General features: G+C 70.9%; 18 protein-coding genes and 1 pseudogene. 10 read left to right on the top strand and 9 right to left on the bottom strand.

Translation table 11 applies throughout. From position 1 onward, the window contains the following. Positions 1-6 precede the first annotated feature (6 nt). Complete coding sequence (locus CRP55_RS19685; RefSeq protein WP_097321575.1) at positions 7-3,363, top strand: 3-keto-alpha-glucoside-1,2-lyase-like domain-containing protein; 3,357 nt, start codon at positions 7-9, stop codon at positions 3,361-3,363. Here the strand turns inward: CRP55_RS19685 and CRP55_RS19680 are convergent. After that, positions 3,333-4,295 (bottom strand): endonuclease/exonuclease/phosphatase family protein, encoded by a 963-nt coding sequence (locus CRP55_RS19680; protein ID WP_097321819.1) that lies wholly within the window; start codon positions 4,293-4,295, stop codon positions 3,333-3,335. The two genes, CRP55_RS19685 and CRP55_RS19680, sit on opposite strands and share 31 nt — an antisense overlap. A 61-nt stretch (positions 4,296-4,356) precedes the next feature. Here CRP55_RS19680 and CRP55_RS19675 point away from each other — a divergent pair, with 61 nt between their 5' ends. Continuing rightward, positions 4,357-7,845, top strand: coding sequence for an NACHT domain-containing protein (locus tag CRP55_RS19675; protein WP_097321574.1), 3,489 nt, complete (start codon positions 4,357-4,359; stop codon positions 7,843-7,845). On the opposite strand, the gene CRP55_RS19670 is transcribed toward CRP55_RS19675, so the two are convergent. Continuing rightward, positions 7,778-8,284, bottom strand: coding sequence for a hypothetical protein (locus CRP55_RS19670; RefSeq protein ID WP_097321573.1), 507 nt, complete (start codon positions 8,282-8,284; stop codon positions 7,778-7,780). The genes CRP55_RS19675 and CRP55_RS19670 overlap by 68 nt on opposite strands. 50 nt (positions 8,285-8,334) lie before the next feature. On the opposite strand from CRP55_RS19670, the pseudogene CRP55_RS19665 reads away from it, so the two are divergent. Next, positions 8,335-8,952: pseudogene (locus CRP55_RS19665) on the top strand (aldo/keto reductase); the annotation flags it as partial. Positions 8,953-9,140: 188 nt separating this feature from the next. Here CRP55_RS19665 and CRP55_RS19660 read toward each other — a convergent pair. Continuing rightward, a complete protein-coding gene (locus tag CRP55_RS19660; RefSeq protein ID WP_097321572.1) occupies positions 9,141-9,611 on the bottom strand; it encodes a MarR family winged helix-turn-helix transcriptional regulator in 471 nt (156 codons plus the stop codon). Positions 9,612-9,696: 85 nt separating this feature from the next. On the opposite strand from CRP55_RS19660, the gene CRP55_RS19655 reads away from it, so the two are divergent. The 3 genes from CRP55_RS19655 to CRP55_RS19645 are packed head-to-tail and all read left to right on the top strand — an operon-like array spanning position 9,697 to position 12,105. Then, a complete protein-coding gene (locus CRP55_RS19655) occupies positions 9,697-10,515 on the top strand; it encodes an alpha/beta fold hydrolase (RefSeq protein ID WP_097321571.1) in 819 nt (272 codons plus the stop codon). 11 nt (positions 10,516-10,526) lie between these two features. Beyond that, entirely contained in the window at positions 10,527-11,051 is a 525-nt protein-coding gene (locus CRP55_RS19650; RefSeq protein WP_097321570.1) for a TetR/AcrR family transcriptional regulator, read from the top strand. A gap of 58 nt (positions 11,052-11,109) precedes the next feature. Further along, on the top strand, positions 11,110-12,105 hold the full coding sequence (locus CRP55_RS19645; RefSeq protein ID WP_097321569.1) for an SDR family oxidoreductase: 996 nt from the start codon (positions 11,110-11,112) through the stop codon (positions 12,103-12,105). 36 nt (positions 12,106-12,141) lie between these two features. Here the strand turns inward: CRP55_RS19645 and CRP55_RS19640 are convergent, their stop codons facing one another. Beyond that, positions 12,142-12,693: a TetR/AcrR family transcriptional regulator gene (locus CRP55_RS19640; RefSeq protein WP_097321568.1), complete on the bottom strand. Its 552-nt coding sequence runs from the start codon at positions 12,691-12,693 to the stop codon at positions 12,142-12,144. A 93-nt stretch (positions 12,694-12,786) separates the two neighbouring features. Between CRP55_RS19640 and CRP55_RS19635 the strand changes: the two genes are divergently transcribed. Beyond that, complete coding sequence (locus tag CRP55_RS19635; protein WP_097321567.1) at positions 12,787-13,647, top strand: NmrA/HSCARG family protein; 861 nt, start codon at positions 12,787-12,789, stop codon at positions 13,645-13,647. Here the strand turns inward: CRP55_RS19635 and CRP55_RS19630 are convergent. Beyond that, positions 13,621-14,202, bottom strand: coding sequence for a nuclear transport factor 2 family protein (locus CRP55_RS19630; protein ID WP_097321566.1), 582 nt, complete (start codon positions 14,200-14,202; stop codon positions 13,621-13,623). The genes CRP55_RS19635 and CRP55_RS19630 overlap by 27 nt on opposite strands. A gap of 97 nt (positions 14,203-14,299) precedes the next feature. On the opposite strand from CRP55_RS19630, the gene CRP55_RS19625 reads away from it, so the two are divergent. Continuing rightward, on the top strand, positions 14,300-15,355 hold the full coding sequence (locus CRP55_RS19625; protein ID WP_097321565.1) for an FAD-dependent oxidoreductase: 1,056 nt from the start codon (positions 14,300-14,302) through the stop codon (positions 15,353-15,355). Continuing rightward, positions 15,348-15,773 (top strand): PPOX class F420-dependent oxidoreductase, encoded by a 426-nt coding sequence (locus CRP55_RS19620; RefSeq protein WP_097321564.1) that lies wholly within the window; start codon positions 15,348-15,350, stop codon positions 15,771-15,773. The genes CRP55_RS19625 and CRP55_RS19620 overlap by 8 nt, the downstream gene beginning before the upstream one ends. On the opposite strand, the gene CRP55_RS19615 is transcribed toward CRP55_RS19620, so the two are convergent. The 4 genes from CRP55_RS19615 to CRP55_RS19600 all read right to left on the bottom strand — a co-directional run bounded on the left by CRP55_RS19615 (position 15,736) and on the right by CRP55_RS19600 (position 19,639). After that, positions 15,736-17,535 carry a sensor domain-containing diguanylate cyclase gene (locus CRP55_RS19615; RefSeq protein ID WP_179855251.1) on the bottom strand — a complete coding sequence of 600 codons (1,800 nt, stop codon included), beginning with the start codon at positions 17,533-17,535 and terminating at the stop codon, positions 15,736-15,738. The two genes, CRP55_RS19620 and CRP55_RS19615, sit on opposite strands and share 38 nt — an antisense overlap. A 57-nt stretch (positions 17,536-17,592) precedes the next feature. Continuing rightward, positions 17,593-17,964 (bottom strand): hypothetical protein, encoded by a 372-nt coding sequence (locus CRP55_RS19610; RefSeq protein WP_097321562.1) that lies wholly within the window; start codon positions 17,962-17,964, stop codon positions 17,593-17,595. Positions 17,965-18,064: 100 nt separating this feature from the next. Next, a complete protein-coding gene (locus CRP55_RS19605) occupies positions 18,065-19,234 on the bottom strand; it encodes a sigma-54-dependent transcriptional regulator family protein (protein ID WP_097321561.1) in 1,170 nt (389 codons plus the stop codon). A 153-nt stretch (positions 19,235-19,387) separates the two neighbouring features. Beyond that, positions 19,388-19,639 carry a hypothetical protein gene (locus CRP55_RS19600; protein ID WP_097321560.1) on the bottom strand — a complete coding sequence of 84 codons (252 nt, stop codon included), beginning with the start codon at positions 19,637-19,639 and terminating at the stop codon, positions 19,388-19,390. A gap of 227 nt (positions 19,640-19,866) precedes the next feature. On the opposite strand from CRP55_RS19600, the gene CRP55_RS19595 reads away from it, so the two are divergent. Beyond that, entirely contained in the window at positions 19,867-21,078 is a 1,212-nt protein-coding gene (locus CRP55_RS19595) for an IS110 family RNA-guided transposase (RefSeq protein ID WP_097321559.1), read from the top strand. Positions 21,079-21,097 lie beyond the last annotated feature (19 nt).

The following is a 21,097-nucleotide window of genomic DNA, read 5'->3' as shown; positions in this document are numbered from 1 at the left end:
GGTGCGATGAAGAAGAAGCCGTTAGCCCTGCTCGCCGTCGTCACTCTGGCGGGACTGTTGCCCGCTCTGCCCGCTGCCGCCGCGGCCGTGCCGCCGCAAGAAGCGGGTGTCACCCTGCGCACCTTCGATCTGCAGACCTCGCGTGACTCGATCTGCACGCTCAAGGCCGGGCAGACGCCCAACGTCGACAAGAAGATGCCGGCGATCAACTGGACCACCTCGGGCGACTTCGGGCTCGAGGACCGCTTCCAGTCCGAAGTGATCGGAAACGTCAACATCACCGCCGCCGGGTCGTACGGGTTCCGGCTGACCAGCGACGACGGATCCCGGCTGCTGATCGACGGGGCGACCGTCGTCAACAACGACGGTGCGCACGGGCCCACCGCCGTCGAAGGATCGGTCACCCTGACCACCGGCTACCACGGGCTGCACATCGACTTCTTCGAGCGCGACGGCGGCCAGCAACTGACTCTCGAGTGGCGTCCGCCGGGCGCCACCGCGTACACCGTGGTCCCCACCAGCGCGCTCAGCACCGACGCCGGCGTCGTCCGGGTGACCGCGCCCGGCAAGAAGGAGTGCGAAGGGGCCGGGGACAGCCCGGGCGACGGCCTTCCCCTGACCGGTGTGCACCCGGGCTACACGCTGACCAACCTGCGCCCCACCGGCTTCCAGCCCCAGGTCAGCGCCATGGACTGGTTCCCCGACGGCCGGCTCGCGATCGCCACCTGGGGCGGCAGCGACACGGTGGCGGGCGAGGTCTACGTCCTCAGCGGGGTCACCGGCACGACGTCGCCCAGCCAGGTGACGTACAAGAAAATCGCCTCCGGTCTTCGCGAGCCGATGGGGCTGAAGATCGTCGACGGCAAGATCTACGTGTCGCAGAAGCACGAGCTGACGGAGCTCAACGACACCAACGGCGACGGCGTCATCGACCAGTACCGGCGGGTGGCCACCTGGCCGTTCGACGGGAACTTCCACGAGTTCGCGTTCGGGCTGCTCTATCAGGACGGGTTCTTCTATCTGAACCTGTCCGTCTCGATCAACCTGGGCGGCGCGACGACCGACCCGCAGGGCTCACCCAACCGCGGGACCACGCTGAAGATCAACCGGTCGACCGGGGCCGTGCAGTACATCGCCGGTGGGCTGCGCACCCCGAACGGCATCAACTTCGGGCCCGAGGGTGACATCTTCGTCCTGGACAACCAGGGTGGCTGGCTGCCCGCCTCGAAGCTGGTGCAGATCAAGCAGGACCGCTTCTTCAACCACTACACCAACCCGGACGGCCCGTTCGACCTCCAGCCGGTCACCCAGCCGGTGCTGTGGCTGCCGCAGAACGAGATCGCCAACTCGCCGAGCACCCCGGTCATGCTCAACTCGGGGCCGTACTCCGGTCAGATGCTCTTCGGCGACGTCACGTACGGCGGGTTGCAGCGGGCGTACCTGGAGAAGGTCAACGGCCAGTACCAGGGCGCGGTCTTCCGGCTCACCCAGGGCCTGGAGATGGGCGTGCTGCGGCTGAGCCAGGGACCGGACGGCGCGCTCTACGTGGGCGGGCTCGGCGCCGGCGGGAACTGGGGCCAGGAAGGCAAATTGACGTACGGGCTGCAGAAGCTCACCCCGAACGGCGCCAGTGTCTTCGACATCAAAGCCATGCGGGCCGTCGCCGACGGCTTCGAGCTCGAATACACGCAGCCGGTGTCGGAGGCGACCGCCGCGCAACTGGCCACCCGATACCAGGCGAAGCAGTGGCGGTACGTGCCCACGCCGGACTACGGCGGCCCGAAGGTCGACGAGGAGACCCTGCCGGTCACCTCGGCCACCCTGTCGGCCGACCGGCTCAAGGTGACGCTCAAGCTGTCCGGCCTGAAGCCGGGCCGGGTCGTGCACGTCCGCTCGCCGCGGCCGTTCACCTCGACGTCGAACGCCTCCCTGTGGAGCACCGAGGCCTGGTACACGCTGAACAGCCTGGCCGACGGCAGCACGCTGAAGTCGGACCGGGTCGAGGCCGAGTGGTCGGGCCTGACCGGCAGCACGTCGGTGGCCAAGGACCACACCGGCTACACCGGTTCGGGTTTCTCGGCCGGGCACGGCGCCGTCGGCTCGGCGACCACCTTCACGGTCAACGTGCCGTCGGCCGGCGCCTATCCGATCGCGCTGCGCTACAGCAACGGCCCCAACCCGGCCGCCGGCACCAAGACGATGAGCCTCTACCTCAACGGCACCCGGGTGAAGCAGGTCAGCCTGGCCGACACCGGGAACTGGGACACGTGGGCTGTTCTGAACGACTCGGTGACGCTGCGAGCGGGCGGCAACACCGTCTCGTACCGGGTCGACACCGGGGACTCCGGGCACATCAACCTGGACAGCCTGACCGTCGGCTCGACGGCCGCCGGCACCTCGAAGACGGGAACGATCACCGGGATCGCCGGCAAGTGCCTGGACGTCGACAACGCGACCATCACCGACGGCGCCAAGGTGCAGCTCTGGACCTGCAACAACTCGACCGCGCAGAGCTGGACCCGTGAGGGCGACACCCTGCGGGCGCTCAGCAAGTGCCTGGACGTCGACAACGGCGGCACCGCCAACGGCACCAAAGTGCGGTTGTGGACGTGCAACAACAGCGCCGCCCAGGTCTGGCAGCCTCAGGCCAACGGCTCGCTGCTGAACCCGCAGTCGGGCAAGGTGCTCGACGCGGCCGGCGGCGCCAGCACGGACGGCACCGCGGTGCAGCTGTGGGAGTGGGCCGACGTCGCCCAGCAGCGCTGGACCCACAACGGCCCGAGCCGGGTCAACCTGTTCACCGGCACCAGCCTCAACGCGTTCCGCAACGCCGACGGCAGCGCACCGACCTGGCCGGTCTCCGGCGGTTCGGCCGAGGTGCTGGGCGGAGACCTGAGGACCAAGCAGGCGTACGGGGACTTCAAGCTCCACGTCGAGTTCTGGCTGCCCAACCTGCCGGCCGACGTGACCGGCCAGCAGCGGGCCAACAGCGGCATCTACCTGCAGGACCGCTACGAGGTGCAGGTCCTCGACACGTACGGGAAAGCGGTCCTGGCCAACGACGACAGCGCCGCCGTCTATCTGAAGCGCGCACCCACCTCGAACGCCGGCACCGCCCCGGAGACCTGGCAGACCTACGACATCACGTTCCGCGCGGCCCGGTGGAACGGCACCACGAAGACCGAGGACGCCCGCGTCACGGTCGTCTGGAACGGCGTCACCGTCCACAACAACGTCACCATCGACGGCCCCACCGGCAACGGCGCCGCCGAAAGCCCGTCCGCCCTGCCGATCCGCCTGCAGGACCACGGCGACCCGGGCGCCAACGTCCGCTACCGCAACATCTGGATCGAACCCGCTTGACCGGCCGGCAGGACCACCGCGGCCAGCACCATGCGGTGGTCGCTGCCCGGCAGGTCGTAGGCGGCGAAGCGGCCGATCCCGATCGTCCGGTCGACCAGCACGTGGTCGATCGTGATGGGCGGGATCGGCCGGTCGGCGTACGGGCCCCAGCTCGGAACCCAGCCCTTGCCGACCGTCGCCGCGGCGTCCCGGTAACCGCGACCCAGGACATCCCGCAGTTCCTTGTGGTCGAGGGTGGCGTTGAAGTCGCCGGCCAGGATGCGGCCGGGGCCGGGCTGGTCCTTCAGGTCGCGCCGCCAGTCGCCGAGCACGTCGAGCTTGTGCGGCGCCGCCGGGTGCACCGACTCGACGGTGACCGGTTTCGCGCCCGGCACGCTCACCGTCCCGTACGCCTGCTGGAAGCCCCCGTAGTTGAGGCGAAAGCCGGCGCCGGTGAGCGGGAAACGCGAGTAGAGGGCCGACCCGGTCGTGCCGTACGGATCCTGCGGGCGTTGCGGCGCGATCGACGAGTACGGCAGCAGTCGCCCGAGCCCCGCCTTCGCCAGCGCCGCCTGCCCGGCCGCGGTGAACTCCTGCAACGCCAGGACGCCGACGTCCTCGTCCCGCACCCGCCGCACGATGGCCTCCGGGTCGGCCCGGCCGATCAGCATGTTCGCGCTCAGCACGGTCAGCGCCACGCCTTCCCGCGGCCCACGATCCCGGTCCGGCACGACCCGCCCGATCACGCAGCCGGCGAGCACGGCGGTCGCCACCCCGGCCACCACAGCGGCTCGCCAACGCCTCAGAACAACAACGACGACAAGCACGATCAAAGACCCGATTGCCGCGTACGGCGTGAAGGGCACCAACACGGCCACCGGCCCCGGACTCCACCCGCTGACCCGCAGAGCCGCCCAGACCAGCCCCGGCACCACCAGCACCCACGCCAAGATCTTCACGCGGCACACCGTAGAGGAGTGAAGCTAGGCTGAGCCTTCGCTCTAGGAGGAACCGTTGGCGGACGATCTCAAGGCTCTGTCCATCAAGGTCATCGAGAACGCGCTCAAGGTGATCGTCCCGTCCTCCGGTGAGGGCATCCCGGGGCTCGTTGAGAATTTCCGGGCGTTCGGCGGCACCCGCACCCGGTCGGCGGTCACCGCGCGCCTGACCGAGGCGGCCGACGCCATCGCCGAGCGCATGCGCCGGCTCACCGCCGTCGAGTTCCGCGAGCTCGACGAGAGTCAGCGCCGGCTCGCCATCGAGGGCGTGCTGCGGGCGATGGACGGCCTGGGCCAGGTGTCCCACGCCGACCTCGAAACCGATCGCCTGGTGGCGCGCGGCCTGCCCGCCGCCGAGCGGGCGTGGGCCGACGCCCTGCTCTCCGAGGACGCCCGCGACTACGGGCGCCTCTACCTCTCGCACGCCTGCGACTACGTCGTGGCGCTGGTCGAAGGGTTCCCCGCCTTCGACGATCGGGTGCGCTGGGACACGTACGTCCTGGTCCGCCGGCTGGAGCAGGCCCTCGGCGCGAGCATCGCCAGTGTCGTGCCGCCGCTGACCGCGGTCCTGCCCACCGGCCGCGACATCGACAGCGTCGAGGCCACGCACCGGTCGGCCACGGCCCTGCGCTACCGCACCATCGACCTGTTCGGGCTCGGCCTGCCGACCGACATGCGACGGCAGGACATCGACATCGCCTACGTCCATCTGCGGGTGTCCTATCCGACCGACATGTTCGGCGAGCCGCTGCGCGCCCACCACGGCTCCCCGGTCCGGGCCGACCAGGCCCTGGCCGACGTCCTGAACCGGACCACCGGCGGGCACAGCGTCGACACCGTCGAGGAGACCCTCGAGGACGGCAGTCGCCGGGTGACGTACGCGCGGTACGGCGCGCGGATCGCCCTGGTCGGCGGCGCCGGATCGGGCAAGACGACGATCAGCCACTGGCTGACCCGCGGCGTGGCGACCGGGAAGCTGCCCCGGGTGCTGCTCCCGGCGCTCGGACAGTGTGTCCCGTTCTACGTCCCGCTGCGCACCCTGATGAAAGACACCACGGCCCCCTCCGTGGACGACCTGCTCGGCCCGCGCACGTCCGCCGTGCCGGCAGCCGCCCAGCGGTGGCTGCGGCGATGCCTGCGGGAGGGGCACGCGCTGGTGGTCCTGGACGGCTTCGACGAGCTGCCGGAGCCGGCCAGGGGCAAGGTGGAGACCTGGCTGAGCACGATGATGCGGGACTTCCCGGCGGCGCATTTCGTGGCCACCTCCCGCCCGGACGGTCTGCGCCGGCAATGGTTCGACCGGCACGACTTCGAGCTGATCGAAGTGCAGCCGATGGATCCGGCCCAGGCCCGCGAGTGCATCGTCAACTGGTACAACGCGGTCATCGACCGCGGCTCCGCGGAGCGGAGGCAGGAGTACGAGGAGGCCCGCGCCCGGCTGCTGGAGGATTACGAACGGCGGCCGGCCATCGCCGACCTGGCCCAGACGCCTCTGCTGTGCGCCATGCTCAGCGCGCTCTACGCCACCGAGAGGCAGGACTCGGTGCCGCAGACCCGGACCGAGTTGTACGCCCGGGTGATCGAGGCCCTGGTCGACCGGCGCGACCGGGACCGGCTGCTCCTGTTCACCGACATGCCGCCGTTCGAGCCGAAGGAGAAGTTCCGGCTGCTCGAGGCCGTCGCCCGCCGGATGACCGACAGCGGCCTGACCAGCATCGCGCTCTGGGGGCAGGGGACGACGGCGTACCAGGCGGTCCGCTACCGGCTGAGCACCATGCCGACCGCGACGATCGACGCCGATCAGGCCCTCGAGCATCTCGTCGCCCGCAGCGTCGTGTTCGGCGACGTCGGCGAGGGCGACGGCCAGTTCGCGCACCGCACCTTCCAGGAGTTCCTGGCCGGCCGCGACTACGCGTACACCGGCGACATCAGCTCCCTGCTGGCGCACGCCCCCGACGGCACGTGGCGCAACACCATCGTCTTCGCGGCCGGCGCGGCCTCGCAGCGCGTCGCCGTCGACATCGTGGAGGGTCTGGCCGACTGGGTCGACGAGGCCCCGGGCGACCGTTATCTGCCGCTGCTGCTGGCCGAGTGCGTCGGCGCGGCCGGGCCGCTGAGCCTCCCGGCCGCCGAGCGGGCCCGGGCGGCGGTCTCGCGGGTGCTGCCGCCGCGCACCCTGGACGAGGCCGACGCGGTGGCCGGCTTCGGCGACCACATCGTCTCCTGGCTACGGCACTACGAGACGGCCGGCCCCGAGGCGGCCCGGGCCTGCGTCCACGCCGCCGTGCGGGTGGCGTCGCCGCAGGCCATGACGGTCCTGTCCGGCTACGCCGCCGGGCCGGTCACGCCTCAGCTCGCCGCCACCCTGGTCGGCGCCTGGCCCCGCTTCGACCTGATCGGCTACGCCCGCCGGGTGCTGGCCAAGCTCGACATGGCCACCCTCACCCTCCCGATCACGTCACCGGAGACGCTGCGCGGCGCCGCCGAGATCCCCGGCCTGCGCCGCGTGCGCCTGGAGCTGTCCGCCGCCGACCTGACCGCGCTCGCCCCGCTGCGCGGCCTGGACCTGCTGCACGCGGCCGGCCGGGTGCGCGAGTCGTTCGACGGCGTGGAGAAGCTGGCGGGCCTGCGCGAGCTCGACCTGGCCGACAATCCGGGTGTCCGGAGTGCCGCTCCGCTCGCTGCCCTGACCGGGTTGCAGGGACTGACCCTCGACAACTGCACCGCGATCGACGACCTCACCGCCCTGTCCGGCCTGCACCGGTTGCGATACCTCTCGCTGGCCGCGCTGACCGGGGTGCGCGACTGGACGTGGCTGAGCGGGCTGACCGACCTGCGCACGCTCCGCCTCGACGACTGCGCCGTGACCAGCCTGGCTCCGCTCGCCGCCCTGTCACAGCTGCGGTCGCTGTTCGCGGACGCCCGCGGCGGCATCGCCGACGTGAGCGCCCTGGCCGGGTTCCCCCACCTGTGGCGGCTCCGGCTCCGCCTCGACGCCGGCGCCGACTACAGCGGCCTGCGCCTGCCGCCGTCCCTGCGCTCGCTGGAGATCCGCGGCCCGATGCGCCCGGCCCTGTTCGAGGCGATCGCGCGCCTCCCCCGCCTGACCAGCCTGCGGATCACGGAGCCTTTCGGCACCCCCGACATCCAGGCCGTCGCCGGCCTGACCACGCTGCGGGAGCTCGAGATCCGCGACGCCGGCAGCGTCACCGACTGGTCCCCGCTGGCCGCGCTCGGCGCCCTGACCCACCTCGACCTGTCCGGCAGCTCGGTGACCGACTTGGCCTTCACCAGCACCATGAAGCACCTGCGCGCCGCGACCTTCGACGGTTGCGGCCGCCTCCAGGACCTGGACGGCCTCCGGAAGTGCCCCGCCCTGGAGACCCTGAGCCTCAACGAGGGCGTCGGTGATCGCATAGCCACCGAGGTGCAGCGCCTCAGCGCCGCCCGCCCCCGCGTGTCCATCGACTACGACCCCTTCGCGCTGCCGGACCTGGGTGGCTGAGGCCCAGATTCGCCAGGGCGGCGATGCCGAGAAGCGCCGCGAAGCACAGGAACGCCGCCACCTCGGCCTTCAGATCGGCGCGATATTCGGCCTCGGTGATCGGGGCGAGCGACCCGTGCACGTCGAGGAAGAAGCCACCGTCCACGATGGTCGGCTGGCCCGCCGGCCAGGGGTGCGGCCCGGTGGCCGACACGATGATCACCAGCGCGACCAGCGCCACGGCCAGCACGCCCGCCACGACCAGCAGCGAGCGCCGCCCGGCGCTGCCCCGGCGCCGGCGGGTCAGGCCGCTCGCGATCAGCAGCACGATGCCCGCGAAGCCGCCGGCGAACGCCACACCGACCGGGAGTGGCGGCAGCCCGGGAATCGCCAGCCAGGTCACGGCCAGCAACGACAGGCACGGCACCACCGCGGCCGTGACCGGTAGCAGCTCTCCCATGATGAACGCTCCGCTCCCGCTCGCCCGGCCGCCGGCGCATCGTCGAAGGCATGATCTATCGCACCCTAGGCCGGACCGGCATCAAGGTCAGCCCCTACGCGCTCGGCGCCATGATGTTCGGCCAGGCCGCCGGCGTCGGCAATCCCGACCACGACGAGGCCGTCCGCATCGTGCACAAGGCCCTGGACGCCGGCATCAACTTCATCGACACGGCGGACGTCTACTCGTACGGCGAATCCGAGGAGATCGTCGGCCAGGCCCTGCAGGGCCGCCGCGACAGCGTCGTGGTCGCCACCAAGTTCGGCCGGCCGATGGGCGACGACCCGAACCGGCAGGGCGCCTCCCGCCGCTGGATCATGACGGCGGTCGAGGACTCCCTGCGCCGCCTGCGCACCGACCACATCGACCTCTACCAGATCCACCGCCTCGATCCGGGCACCGACCTGGAGGAGACCCTGTCGGCCCTGACCGATCTCGTACGCAGCGGCAAGGTCCGTGCGATCGGCTCCTCCAACACGCCGGCGACCACGATCGTCGAGGCGCAGTGGCTGGCCGAGCGCCGCGGCCTCGAGCGCTTGCACACCGAGCAACCGCCGTATTCCCTGCTCAATCGTGGCGTCGAGACCGAGATCCTGCCCGCCGCCCAGCGTTACGGCCTGGGCACCCTGATCTGGGGCCCGCTCGCCCAGGGCACGCTGACCGGCCGCATCCGCCGGGGCCGGGAGACCGACCTGCGCCGCACCGCCCGAGGACCTCCTCGACCGCATCGACGAGATCGTTCCGCCGGGAACCGACGTGGGCGCGCTCGACCAGGGTTACGTGTCACCGGCCGTACAGAATCCCGCTCTGCGACGTCTCACGACAGGTCGGTAGCCATCCAGCCGGGGGTGTCGAACCGGATGGGGGCCGCGCCGACCAGGGCGGCCAGGTGTTTCTCGAGGGCGGCGAGCTCGGTGGCGCCGATCTGGCTCGCCCAGCGTGCCCTCAGGTCGTCGAAGATGGCCTCACCGGCCCGCATCACCTCGAAGCCGAGGGCGGTGACCTGGAGCTGTTTGCGGCGGGCGTCGCGCGGGTCGGGTGCGATGGTCACGTAGCCGCGCTCGCGCAGCACCCCGATCGTGCGTGCCGCCGACTGCTTGGTGATGGAGAGCCGCCGCCCCAGCTCGGAGGCGCTGTCGGCCCCGTCGGCGATGGCGCGCATCGCGAAGTCGTGGATCGGGCGCACATCCTCGTACCCCTGGGCGGCGAGGTCGGCGATGGCGGCGTCGACCAGGGTGCGGAAGCCGCCGATGAGCAGCAGGGCCAGATCGGCGCCGGAACGGGACATGAGCAGAAGGCTACGACAACCCCTGGACTAAAGACAGTCTGGGTGTCTATTGTTTCGACACCTAGACTGTCGAATTGGAGTCGCCATGACCGTCACCCATCACCACGCCGAGGTCAACGGCACGACACTGCACTACGTCGCCGCCGGGACCGGAGGCTCGCCGATCCTGCTGGTCCACGGCTTTCCCGAGACCTGGTGGGCGTTCCACAAGCTGATCCCGCTGCTGGCCGAGCGGCACCGGGTCTTCGCCGTCGACCTGCGCGGCTTCGGCGACTCGGACAACGAACCGGGTGAGTACGACAGCGCCATCGCCGCCGAGGACCTGCATCAGCTCATCGCCCACCTCGGGGCCGGCCCGGTGCACCTGACCGGCCAGGACATCAGCGGGGCGACCGTGTTCCGCCTGGTGACGAACCACCCCGAGGACGTGCTCAGCCTGACCGCGATCGAGATGGGCCTGGCCGGCTTCGGCCTCGAGGCGCTGGCCGACGTGACCCGCGGCGGCGCCTGGCACATCGGCGTCCTGGCCGCCCCTGGCATCCCCGAGATGCTGCTGACCGGCCGCGAGCGCGAGTTTCTGCGCTATGTGTTCGCCTCGACGACCGATGAGATCGACGAGTTCGTACGGACGTATTCGCGCCCCCATGGCTGGCGCGGCGCGGCAGGCCTCTACCGCTCGATGCTCCGCGAGGGCGACGAGCTCAGGGCACTGGCCCAGTCCCCCGGCCTGACCGTCCCCGTGCTGGCGATCGGCGCCGGCGGCGGCCCCTTCACCGAGGCCACGATGTCGCAGGCCGCCCACGGGAAGATCGCCTCGGTTCAGCTGGACGGCGTCGGCCACTACGCCGCCCTGGAGGCGCCCGGCCCGGTGGCGAAGGCGATCCTCGACTTCGTGGACGGGTAGCTTGTCTCCCTATGGTCCGCTCAGACGCTCGCGAGAACCGTGCCCGGATCCTGGCGGCCGCCCGGGAGGCGTTCGCCGAGGACGGTGACACGTCGATGAATCAGATCGCGCAGCGGGCGGGGGTCGGGCCCGGCACGCTCTACCGCAACTATCCGTCGCGGGAGGCGCTCATCCTGGAGATCTACCAGGAGGAGATCGACCGGCTCGTCAGCGCGGTGACCGGCCTGCTCGGCACGCTGACGCCGGTCGAGGCCCTGCGCCGCTGGACGACCGATCTGGTCGAGGCGATGCGCGCCAAGCACGCCTTCGGCGCCGCCCTCAGCCCCGACACCCACAAGACGATCAGCGAGCAGTCGTACGGGCCGGTGATCGCCGCCATCACCGAACTGCTCGACGCCGGCAAACGTGACGGCAGCATCCGCGCCGACGCCGAGCCGGGCGACTTCTTGCAGCTCACCGGCGCCCTGTGGCGGTCGGCGCCGGAGCGGACGCAGCCCATGCTGGGGCTGATCCTCGACGGCCTGGGCGTTCGTTAGCGGAGAATTCTCCGTTTAGCCGTTGGCAAGTGGAGAGGTCTCCATTAACGTTGCCGGCATGACAAACGTTTTGGTGACCGGCGGCTCGGGCTACATCGGCGGCTGGTGTGTGCTGGCCCTGCGCGACGCCGGATACGCGGTGCGCACGACGGTCCGCGACCTGGCCCGCGAGCCGCGGATCCACGCCACCCTGGGCGCGGACGTCCAGGTGGTGCGGGCCGACCTGCACAGCGACGAGGGGTGGCCCGAGGCGGTGGCCGGCTGCGACTTCGTGCTGCACGTCGCCTCGCCCACGCTGACCCAGGTCCCCCGCGACGACGACGAGATGGTCCGCCCGGCCGTCGACGGCACCTTGCGCGTGCTTCGCGCTTCTCACGAGGCGGGTGTACGGCGGGTGGTGCTGACCTCGGCGATCGGCGCCATCGCCTACGGCCACCCGCCGCGCGACACCCCGTTCACGGAACAGGATTGGACGAACATCGGCGCCGGCGTGGCCCCGTACCAGAAATCGAAGACCTTGGCCGAACGCGCCGCCTGGGATTTCGTGGCCACCGAGGGCCACGGTCTGGAACTGGCCACCGTCAACCCGACGGCGGTCCTCGGCCCGGTCCTGGGCCCCGGCTACTCCCCGTCGCTCAACTCCATCGCCGCCATGCTCGACGGTTCGGCCCCGGCGCTGCTGAAGTTCGCCACCGGTTACGTGGACGTCCGCGACGTGGCCGGGCTGCACCTGCTGGCGATGACCGCTCCGGCCGCCGCCGGTGAGCGCTTCATCGCCACCGCCGGCCACAGCCTGTGGCAGCGCGACATAGCCGCCATTCTCCGCGCCCGCCTCGGCGACCGGGCAGCCAAGGTGCCCACCCGCGAGATGCCCCTGGCGGTGGCCCGGGGCCTGGCCAAGGTCAACCCTCAGATGCGGGCCCTGCGCCTCATTCTGGGCCGCAACCTGGACGCCACCTCGGCCAAGGCGGAACGCCTCCTCGGCTGGAAACCCCGCCCCATCGAGGAAACGATCGCCGAAACCGCCGAAAGCCTCCTGACCCTCCCGAAATGATCGACCAGCCGGGAAGCAGAACGGCCCCCGGAAAGGTCAGCGCGCCGGACTGACCCCGGCGATGGTCAGGCTGAGCAGGCGGGTGGCCTCGGCGGCCGGATCGGTGTGGTGTTCGGTGGCCAGGGCGATACCGGTGACCAGGGCCAGCAGGTCGGTGATGGTCACGCCGGGGGTCAGGGTGGGTGCCGCCCGCGACACCAGCGGGGCGCCGGCCTCGGTCAGGCGAGCCGTGGCGCAATGGTCGTGGGGCTCGCCCGGGCCGGCGGTGTGGTCGCGGTTGAGGGCCTCGGCCAGACCGCGCACGGTGGAGGCGAACGACGTGACGGCGGCCAGCCACTCCAGCAGCGCGGCGCGCGGGTCGGGGTGGTCGGCCAGGTCGGCGGCCCGCGCGGTCAGGGTGTCGATGCGCCGGCGGAAGACGGCCTCCAGCAAGGAGTGCCGGGTGGGGAAATGGCGGCGGACGGTGCCGGAGCCGACGCCGGCGGTGCGGGCGATCTGCTCCAGGGAGGCGCCAGCACCCTCGGCGGCGATCGCCTCGGCGGCCACGGCCAGCAGCAGCTCGTAGTTGCGGCGAGCGTCGGCGCGCATGGTGTCGCCTCCAGGTTGATAAATGGCGGGGCCCGCCGTATCTTACTCCCGACGAAACGGCGGGGTCCGCCGTTTCAACGACAGGGAGGCGACATGACCGTCTTGGTGGTTGGCGCGACCGGGCAACAGGGAGGCGCGGTCACTCGCGCTCTGCGGGCGGCCGACATTGCCGTACGGGCGCTGGTCCGTGACCCGGCGAAAGCCGTGGAGGGTGCGGAGATCGCCATCGGTGATCTCGAGGATCGCGACTCGCTGGTCAAGGCGGCGCAGGGCGCCACGGCCGTCTTCTCGATGCAGATGCCGCCGCTGAAGGACGGCGCGTTCGACTTCGACGGCGAGCTGAGGCAGGCCGTCAACCTGATCGAGGCCGCACGCGAAGCCGGCGTGCCGCATTTCGTGCACTCGTCAGTCTCCGGCGCCCGGCGGCTGCCCGGCGACGAGCGGTGGGCGCCGATGCGGCCGTACTACGCGGCCAAGGCCGGGATCGAGGACCGGGTGAAGGAGGCCGGTTTCCCGTTCTGGACGCTGATCCGGCCGGGCTTCTTCATGGAGAACTTCCTGCCGTCGGCGGCCTACCTGCTGCCGCGCGGCCTCGAGGGCGGGATCGTCACGACCCTGCGGCCGTCGACGCGGCTCTCGCTCGTCGCGGTGGACGACATCGGCGCGGCCGTGGCGGCGGCCGTCGCCGATCCCGCGCGCTTCCATCAGACGGAACTGGAACTGGCGAGTGACTACCTCTCGCTCACCGAGATCGCCGGCGCCATGGGCATGCCGGCGCCCGACATGACCGAGCAGGAGGCGCTGGCCGGCGGCATGCCGCCCTACGCCGTCCGGTCCAACCAGCTCATGAACGAGGTGCCGCAACCGGCCCGCCCGGAGTTCGCGCGCGCTCTCGGCATCCCTCTCACCCCGTTCACGAAGTGGGCGTCAGAAAAGGCCGTTGTCGTGCGGTAGCTCGGCCGGAATGGGCCGGGCCACCTGCCAGTGCGCGGTGACCTGGCCGCCGGCGACGTCGTAGAGGTCGTAGAACGCGGTGTCCTCGGACGACGAGACGGTCAGGACGAAGTTGCCCTCGGCGACAACCTTGTGCAGCTCGTTGCCGACCGACGACACGACGAGCTTCCGGTTGGCCTCGGTGGCGTCCAGGTCGGTGACCTCGGTGACGCCGTCGACCTCGACCCCGGAGGTCTGCGGCATCAGGGCGTCCCAGTGCTCGGCCAGCTTGCCGTCCTCGACACGGAAGATGTCGAAGGCGACCATCGGGACCGGGCCGAAACCGTGGTAGGTGCCGTGCAGGGCGACCTCGTCGCCGTCGGTGATGACGCGGTGGATCTCGTAATGGAACGTGGGCGGCAGCGTCGCGACGAGGCCGCGCAGGCCGGCCGGGCCGTCGGGGCCGAGGCTGCTGTGCTGGATGTAGGTGGGTGACGCCCAGCGGTCGGCGGCCGCCGGGTCCTTGTCGCCGAAGAGCTGGCCGACGGCGGTCAGAACGATGTCTCTGGCACTCATGGGTGACGATCATTCGCGGCGCCGGGCCCGCGGGGTGACTTCTCGCGGGCGTCGTTCCCGCAGGGGCATTTCGCGATGGCCGCACGGGAATACGGCCATGACGACGCGGGTTGGCCCGATCGTGCACACGGTGGTGGTGATCGGGGGCGGTCAGGCCGGATTGTCGGCGGCCTACCACCTGAAGCGGCGGGGCGTGGACTTCGTGGTCCTCGACGCGGCGCCCGCGCCCGGTGGGGCGTGGCTGAACCGGTGGGAGTCGCTGCGCATCGCCACCGTCAACGGCATCTTCGATCTGCCCGGGTTCCCCAAGCCGCCGCTCGACCCGGCCGAGGCCAGCCGCGTGGCCGTGCCGCGGTACTTCGCGGACTTCGAGAAGGCCAGTGATCTGCCGATTCTGCGCCCGGTGCGGGTCACCGCCGTACGGCCCGGGCCCGAAGAGACTTTGATCGTCGAATCGGATCGCGGGCAGTGGAGCACGCGGGCGATCATCAACGCGACCGGGACGTGGACGAATCCGGTGCGGCCGCACTATCCGGGGCAGGAGACCTTCGCCGGCATTCAACTGCACACTCAGGAGTACGTCTCGGCCGGCGCGCTCGCGGGGTTGCGGGTGGCCGTCGTCGGCGGTGGGATCTCCGCCGTACAACAGCTCGAAGAGATCTCCCAGGTCGCGAAAACGTTCTGGTACACGCGCCGGGAGCCCGTCTTCAAAGATCTTGGCGAGTTCGACGGCTCCGGCATCATCGCGAAGGTGGTGGCCGACGTCGAGGCGGGCAATCCCACCGGCAGCGTCGTCTCCTACACGGATCTGGCCTGGACCCCGTACGCCCTCGCGGCCAAGGAACGCGGCGCGCTGGAACGCCGCCCGATGTTCACCGCGATCGAGCCGCACGGCGTGCGCGAGGCCGACGGCACGTTCACCGCGGTCGACGCCATCCTGTGGGCGACCGGCTTCAAGGCCGACCTCAGGCACCTCGACCCGCTGCACCTGCGCAACGAGCGCGGCGGCATCCAGATGATCGGCACCCAGGTCGCGGCCGACCCGCGGATCCACCTGATCGGGTTCGGCCCGTCCCAGTCCACGGTCGGCGCCAACCGGGCCGGCCGCGAAGCGGTAAACACCCTTCTCCGAAAGGTGCTCACCCATGTCTGACTACGACCCCCGCGCGCTGCTGGCCGAGAGCCGGCTCGGCGTGCTCGCCACGATCAAGGCGAACGGCCTGCCGCAGCTCTCCCCCGTCACCCCGTACTACGACCGGGAGGCCGAACGCATCTATGTGTCACTCACCGACAGCCGGGCCAAAACGGCCAACCTGCGCCGCGACCCGCGGGCGGCGCTGGAGGTCACCCGCGGTGACGGCTGGGCCTGGGCGACCGCCGAGGGTGAGGTGGAGCTGATCGGGCCGGGCGCCGACCCGGACGGGCCGGAGGTGGACGCGCTGGTCGACTACTACCGCAAGGCGGCGGGCGAGCACCCGAACTGGGAGGAGTACCGGTCGGTGATGGTGTCCGACCGCCGCGTGCTGATGGTGCTCAAGGTTTCCCACGTCTACGGCCAGCGGTTGAGCTGAGGGCCTTCTCGCGGTACATGGCGGCGTCGGCTTCGCGCAGGAGGCGGCCTCCTTCGCCGGGCCCGCCGGTGGCGATGCCGACGCTGGCGCCGACCTGGACCCGTTGCGTAGCGGTGATCCAGATCGGCTCGGCGATCGCCGCCTCGATGCTCGATTTGTCGGAAAAATCGCCATAGATGAGCAAAGCGAATTCATCGCCGCCGAGGCGTGCGGCCAGCCCTCCGAATACGCTCAGGCGATCGGCGACGGCCACCAGGACTTGATCGCCGGCATGGTGACCGTAGTTGTCGTTGATCGGCTTGAAGCCGTCCAGGTCGATCAAGACGATGGAGATCGTCTCGTCCGCGGGCAGCTCCTCGAGGCGCAACTCCAGCAGGCTCCGGTTGGCCAGCCCGGTCAGCGCGTCATGCGTGGCCCGGTGGCTCAGCTCGTCGTGCAGCCGCCGCGCCTCGGTGACGTCGCGGGCGTTGAACACGATCGCGGCCACGCTGGGATTGCCCGTCAGGTCAACCCCGACGACCTGGAGCCAGCGGTACGACCCGTCGGTGTGCCGCAGGCGCAACTCCGCGTCGGCGTCGGCGCCACGCTCGGCCGCCAGCCGGGTCAACAGCTCTGTGAGCACCGGCCGGTCCTCGGGCAGCACCCGGTCGGCGAGGGCGGCTCCGACGAGCTCGTCCGGGGCGGTGCCGAGGATCCGCCGGGCGGCCGGGGTGGCGAAGCGGACCTGCCCGTCGGCCCCGACCACCAATGTCAGGTCGGACGAGTGCTGCACGACCGACTGGAACCACTCCCGCATCCGCTCGTTGTCGGTGAACGCCGCCATCTGCCGGCTCAGCACCAGCACCGTGATCAGGACGGCGCCGACCGAGACACCCCACACCTGCGGGTCGGCGCTGCGCGTGGTCAGCGCGGCCACCAGCAGCAGCTGAACGGCGACGACGGCCAGGTAGGGCAGCCGGCTTCCGTGCCGCCGCCGCCGCGGCCCGGCGGAGGCGCCACGGCGGCGCATCCGCAGCTCCTGCCAGCGCATCGCCATCGGCATGAGAAGGCACGGCAGCAGCTGCGACACGTAGATCACGCCGGGGTCGTCGGTGCCGGTCAGCAGCGTGACGGTCGAGGCCGCGATCGCCGTGCCGGCCACCCCGGCCGTGGCCATCAGTCCCGGCCCTTTGGCGAACGGCGCGGTCCCGCTGAGCAGCAGCTTGAGCAGCCCGACACTGAGCAGCAGCATGATCGCCGAGGCGACCGCCGCCCCCGCCACCTCGGCCCGGTTGCCCTCGGCGACCACGTCGGCCAGAACGAAATACCAGAGGAAAACGGCGACAGCGGCCAGTACGGTCACCGCGTCGAGCCACAACCGCAGGCGTTGCCGCCCCGCCCCGCCGAGCGGGTGGCAGACCATGGCCACCATCGCGACCACCATGCCGAACACGACGAACCCGGTCTGCACCGGACTCGGCTGGTGCCCGGACAGATGCATGACCGCGAGCACGGTCTGATAGCCGTCACCGGCCGCGCAGGCCAGCCCGGTCACCGCAACCGCCCGCCAGAACCGCCGGGCATGCCGCTGCCCCACCGTGGCCCGGACAAGCCGCCACGCGACCACAGCGATCGACACGTCCAGCGCCGTCTGCACAGCCCAGGAGACGGTCGCCCCACCGGGCCCGGCCAGAAACCACAGCACAAGGACGACACCGGCCACGGCCAGCGCGAGCAGGCCCGGATCCACGCGGAACCGCCGGCCCACACCAGTGACGTCCATGGCCTTACCCATCGGCAAACCCGGCCGCAACGTAAGCGAAACTCAGCGCCGGACCGCTCAGGAGCGCAACTCCCCCAAGGGCACACCATCGACGATGCGGGCGACGTGCCCCTCGGGGTCGCCCTCGGCCAGCCGCTGGGCAAGGTCGTCCAGGTCGCCGAATTCTCCATATCTCGCCCGCAGAAGCGCACGCATCGCGTCGGCGCGGCCCTGTTCCCGGCCGTGCTCCCAGAACCGGCGAGCGATGTCGCGGCGAAACTCCATCCGCTCCGCGGACTCGGACGACCAAGGAGCCTCCACCTCCACCACCGTCGTCTGGTCGTCGAGTTGAACGCCGCACAGCAGTTGCAGCGCCTCGCGTGGATAGGCATCGAACAACGCCATGTACAGGTCTTCGATATCGCGGGCCGGCGCCGGGCTGTCGGTCATTGTTACTCCTTCCAGGGCAGCCATCAGCTTTCCGCACGGCATGACTACTAGTCAAGAAGCATGTTGTCTCTCGCCTAGAAATACCGGGGCCCGGTGTCATTCAGCGGCGGACATCAAGTGTCACGCCGGCCGCCAGGCGGTACGGGTTGGTGGCGACCAGGGCACCGATCGCGCGGCGGAGGCGGCTGATCTCGGCGCGGACGGTGACGACGTGGGCGGCGTCGCCGTACAGGAAATGGCTGATCTGGCTTGCGGTCAGGCCGGCCGGACCGCAATCATGCAGCAGCACGAGGATGTCGGCGTGGCGGCGGGTCAGCGGCGTGCGCCACGGTTCGGCGTCACCGCGTACCTCCAGAAGCGGCAGGCTCACATCGAGCGTCGCGGTGATCGCCGTGTGCGGCCCGGCGGGGCGGATCAGCCAGCCTTCGGGCAGGCGTTCGGCAAGACAAAGGCCCATTCCCGGTACGGCCAGAGGTGCGCACGCCGATGGAGCGCCGATCCGTTCTCGCGCGGACACCCCACTGGCGTGGGCCACCCAGCCGTGGTCATCGACGATCAACATCGGCCCGCGAGCGGTCCCGGCCACGTGGGCGGCCGAGCGCCGAAGCCGTTCGAGCCGATCGGCGTGATACCGCCACAGCCGCGCCTCGGCCAGCCGCACTCCCGTCTCGACCAGCACCCGGATCGCCGGATGAAGGGTGAGCGCCGGCCCGCTGACGTCGACGATCCCGAGCAGGTCTCCGGTACGGGGATCGTGCACCGGATGGGCCGAGCAGTACCAGGCATGCTGGGCCTGCTCGAAATGCTCGGCCGAGAAGAGCTGCACAGGAGCGGCCTCGACCAGCGCGGTCCCGATCGCATTGGTGCCCACGGCGGCTTCGGTCCAGAGCGCCCCCTCCCCGAACCCGAGCCGGTCGGCCCGCCGGCGCAAGGCAGTGGGCCCGGCCCGCCACAGAATGGTGCCGTCGGCGCCGGTCACCACCAGGAGGAAGGCGGCGTCCTCGGCCATCCGGAGCAGGTCTCCGATGACGGGCGCAAGCCCCGACACCCGGCGCCGCCGCTCCACCTCACCGGCCGGCAGCGGATCGCGGGCATTGGCCCGGCTCGGATCGAGCCCGAGCCCGAGCACCCGAGACCAGGACCGCTCGACAAGCGCCCGGGGCCGATGCGGCGGCCGGCCCCCGGCCAGCACAGCGTCGTGCACCCGCAGCAGATCACGCGCATACCGCGGCAGATCGGTACCCGGCCGCACCGCGCTGTAGTCGCCCACGCTGCCTCCTCGCGGTCGCCTCTCCCCGAGGCTCCCACGCCACCCGGACGAGGTCCAGATGCGAGCTGTCAGCCGAACACAGGCCTACGGGGGCATGCGCGCACCGCGGATCGCGTCCCCCTCAAGGCTCACCCCCGAGGGGGACGGCACAGCTCAGGAGCGCAGCTCCGCGAGGCTCGCACCAGCGACGATGCGGGCGATGTTCCCATTGTGGTCGAGGTCGGCCAGTCGCCGGGAAAGCTCATCCAAATCGGCGAAATCGCCAAACCTGGCCCGCAGCAGCGCGCGCATCCCATCGGTGTGGCCCAGCTCCCGACCCTGCTCCCGGCCCTGCTCCAGGCCCTGCTCCCGGTTTCGGCGAGCGATCTCCCGGCCCGACTCCGTCTGCTCCAGAACGTCGTTCATGCCTCTCCATAAGGTTGTTGATCGTCTGGGGTTGATGCTCCGGATGCCCGGGAACGGCGGGGTGTGGCTGATGTCTCTCTGCCGTTGGGTGGTTCCGAAGGAGTGGCCGCCCTGCCGTTGCCGATGGCCTGGCTGCTGATTGAGATCTGCGTACGTCGCTGTTTATGGAGCTGCTGGCAGTGCCATCGACGGGGTTGAGCTGTGGTTAGCAGGGGAGGTTCAAGCTGGTGAAGGTCCGGGAGTGGATCTGGGTCGGGATCGATGTCGGCAAGGCGCATCACCACGCGTGCGCGGTCGACGAGACCGGCAAGGTGGTGTTCAGCAAGCGGCTGGTCAACGGGCAGGCCGAGATCGAGGCGTTGATCGCCCGCGCGGGCAAGGCCGCTGGACGTGTGCGCTGGGCCGTGGACATGACGTCGGGTAGCGCCGGGCTGCTGCTGGCGGTACTGCGCCATGCCGGCGCGGAACTCGTGTACGTGCCCGGCCGGCTGGTTAACCGAATGGCCGGCGCTTTCGCCGGTGAAGCCAAGAGCGACGCCAAAGACGCGTTCACCATCGCCGAAACAGCCAGGCTGCGCCACGATCTGACGCCGATCACCGAGCCGGATGTGCTGATCACCGAGTTGCGGGTACTGACTGCCCGCCGCGAGGACCTGATGGGTGACTGGGTGCGTGGGGTCAATCGGTTGCGGGAGCTGCTCGCCTCGATCTTCCCGGCCTTGGAGGCGGCATTCGACTACTCCACCCGCTCGGCGCTGGTGCTGCTGACCGGCTTCCAGACTCCCGATGGTTTGCGCGTGGCCAGCGCCGGCCGGGTTGCTGAGCATCTGCGCACCGGCGGCGCGTGGCCCAAAGGCATCCCGGCGATGGTCGACAAAGCCCTCGCCGCGGCGGCTGCGCAGACCGTCGCGCTGCCTGCCGAGGCCGCAGTGGCGCCGCTGATCGCGCGGCTCGCCGCCCAGCTGCTCGATTTGGACCGCGAGATCAAGGACCTGGACAAGCAGATCACCGGCACCTTCGGCGAGCATCCCCACGCGGCGCGGATCACCAGCGTCCACGGGTTCGGGCCGATCCTGGGTGCCCAGTTGCTGGCCGACACCGGCGGGGACTTGCTGGCCGCGTTCGGTAGTTCGGCCCGGCTGGCCGCCTACGCCGGCCTGGCTCCGGTCCCGCGTGATTCCGGACGCGTGCGCGGCAACCTGCACCGACCCAAGCGGTACCACCGTGGCCTGCGCCGGGTGTTCTACCTCGCCGCGTTGTCCGCGATCAAACCCGACGGCCCATCGCGCGTCTTCTACCAGCGCAAACGCGCCGAGGGGAAACTCCACACCCAGGCCCTGATCGCCCTGGCCCGCCGCCTGATCGACGTCATCTGGGCACTGCTGCGCGACGGCCGCGAGTTCCATTCCTCACCGCCGATCACGGCGAAGGCGGCTTGACACGGTCATTGAAACTCCT

The organism is Paractinoplanes atraurantiacus, from assembly GCF_900215205.1.
GTDB lineage: Bacteria > Actinomycetota > Actinomycetes > Mycobacteriales > Micromonosporaceae > Actinoplanes > Actinoplanes atraurantiacus.
Note: the sequence above shows the minus strand (reverse complement) of the source record. Positions and strands in the feature narration are given on the sequence as shown.